This window comes from Armatimonas sp. (assembly GCF_031410135.1).
Taxonomy (GTDB): Bacteria; Armatimonadota; Armatimonadia; order Armatimonadales; family Armatimonadaceae; genus Armatimonas.
The window spans coordinates 1-2,082 of sequence record NZ_JANNYP010000907.1; the positions used below are offsets into that span (position 1 = coordinate 1).

At 56.3% G+C, this 2,082-nt stretch carries 4 protein-coding genes; all 4 read left to right on the forward strand.

All coding sequences use genetic code 11. From position 1 onward, the window contains the following. Window positions 1-219, forward strand: a 219-nt coding sequence (locus RMO15_RS32310) for a hypothetical protein (RefSeq protein ID WP_309723167.1), incomplete at its 5' end; no start/stop codon positions are given. Between the two features lie 17 nt (window positions 220-236). After that, window positions 237-713, forward strand: coding sequence for a hypothetical protein (locus RMO15_RS32315; protein WP_309723171.1), 477 nt, complete (start codon window positions 237-239; stop codon window positions 711-713). After that, window positions 710-1,351: a hypothetical protein gene (locus RMO15_RS32320; protein WP_309723174.1), complete on the forward strand. Its 642-nt coding sequence runs from the start codon at window positions 710-712 to the stop codon at window positions 1,349-1,351. Before RMO15_RS32315 ends, RMO15_RS32320 begins: the two co-directional genes overlap by 4 nt. Next, entirely contained in the window at window positions 1,348-1,761 is a 414-nt protein-coding gene (locus tag RMO15_RS32325) for a hypothetical protein (protein ID WP_309723177.1), read from the forward strand. Before RMO15_RS32320 ends, RMO15_RS32325 begins: the two co-directional genes overlap by 4 nt. Window positions 1,762-2,082 lie beyond the last annotated feature (321 nt).

Consider the following 2,082-nt stretch of genomic DNA (forward strand, 5'->3'; position numbering starts at 1 on the left):
CCGTTCTGGAATGGAACCAGTGTCCTCATAGACGGCTGGCATAGGGCGGCGCGGGCAGTCATGGAAGGCATCCCCTTCCTGCTCTGCCACGAGCTCACCCTACAGGAAGCCAAGCAAGTGCTCGTCATGAAAATCCCGCCAAAGGCCAAGCCTCAGAAGCTGGCACCAATTCACACACAGAAAGGCCCACAAGGCCAGAAAGGACGGCGAAAGCCATGAAATCAGTGGCACTAGCCATGAAAGGTATACCGGCTCTTTTAGGAGCCACTGACCGCGAGACATATTCAGACAGCGAGGCACTTATCGCCTCCAAGATCGAGGAGTACGGAGCCTTTGGCGACGTGATCCTACGAGAAGATCTATTCGGCCACACGTACCTTTGGAACGTCGGCCATGCTGCACACATCGTCACGACTAGCACCCGGCCACAAAGCCCGCTGGTTCTGGCCGAGTACGGCATCACCGAGGAGCTTTGCAGACAGTGGCGACCGGACATGGATGAGGAGCGGGCCATGTGTCTGGATCTCACCGTGCCCCACATCGTCGCTGTCCTAGAAGATCGCACCGTGATTCTGTGTTGCTGGATGCGACTTTTCAAAGCCGTGAGAACAGGAGTCACCGAGCTTCCCGCTTACTGGCTAAACGCCGAGGACGCGGAAGGTTGCCTGGTCTACCACCTGACACCCGAGACACCGGAAGGAGATTCGGTATGAGAAAGAGCTTAGATCAGCGCTTCGAGTTGGAAGACAGCAAGCAGCGCAAGGCCGATTGTCGGGTGCGGGTCTTCGTACCCGTGCAAGGCGAGCAGATGGCTGAGGCAGTCGTGTTGGTAAGCTGGGCACCCCAAGTGCCCGACTTCCCCACCGGCCCCTGGCTGGAGACAATCGTTTCTGGTTTCCGTGGTGGACTGGCCAATGTGCAATGTGAGCTGGACTTCCTGCTCATCGAGCACTACGCCGGTCGAAAGTACCAGCTGGGCAGCATCCTGATGGACTTCGACGAGGAGCTGGGGCTGGTACTCTTCAAGGACACCGTGCCCAACTGCAACAGCCCCGCCACGAACCTGAGGACGGGACGGCGCAAGCCCAAGGCGGCAGACAATGCCTCTGCGGTTCGTCAGCGTCGCCTGCTCCACTGGACTCCCCTTTGCCGTGAGGCCGTGGAAGACGTGGTGGGCGAGCCCTTAGATACTCCAGCACCTTCAGCATCGCTTACTGCTGATACGGAGGTGATCTACTCGATTCAGGAAAGGTTGGTGACTGCGGAGCCCATGGAGCGTCCGTCGAAGGATCGATCCTTCGACGAGCAGCTTCCAAGCTCCATCTGCGTCAGCCATGAGGTAGCAGCTTGAAAGAGTCTATACCTGCCGAGGTCATCTACGATGGCCCCTGGCACTACAAGGGCTACCACGGCGTAAAGTCGGTCTGCTACCTGAGGCTCTACCAGCCAAAGGGATCCAGCCCAGCTATAGCCATCTTCACTGAACTTGACCAAAATCCCGGTACGTCGATTACCAATCGAATCGAAGTGCTGACAACTCTGGCCTGGGAGTTTTTACAAAAGCCTGAGGCGGCTCCGGTCGTGATCGAGCACTATCCCAACCGGGGAGTGCACAATACCCACACAGATCGCTGGCAGTTTCCTGAGAGCTTCGATTTAGTCGAGTTCGACAGGAAGCCTGATGGCAGCTTCGAGAAACCTAGGTGGCGGAGAATCTCACGCGCCGAGGTTGAGAAGCTCATCGGACAGCCAATTACCTAAAAGACCTTCCGCATCTACGGATTCCCGTAGATGCGGAGATACGCACACACATCCCGAGATACAGAAATAGATCCCTACAACTTGCCTGCACGATGACACACGTCGATGTGCAGGCTTTTTCTATCCCTCAGTCAACCCTCCCGAGCCACAAGCATTCCCATCCATCACACATCATTCTCTCAATGCCTCTATCTCCAAAAGCCATCACTGAGTTCCAGAGCCTCTACTCCAAGGAGTATGGGGTAGTGCTCCCTCTGTGGCAGGTGTTGTAGGTGTTGCCGGTGTTGCTCGTATAATTTTGAACAGCTCGATAAGCATTCT

Bases quoted from the DNA above. Each gene is read 5' to 3' on its own strand.
- RMO15_RS32315 (WP_309723171.1), top strand. From the start codon at position 237: ATGAAAGGTATACCGGCTCTTTTAGGAGCCACTGACCGCGAGACATAT.
- RMO15_RS32320 (WP_309723174.1), top strand. From the start codon at position 710: ATGAGAAAGAGCTTAGATCAGCGCTTCGAGTTGGAAGACAGCAAGCAG.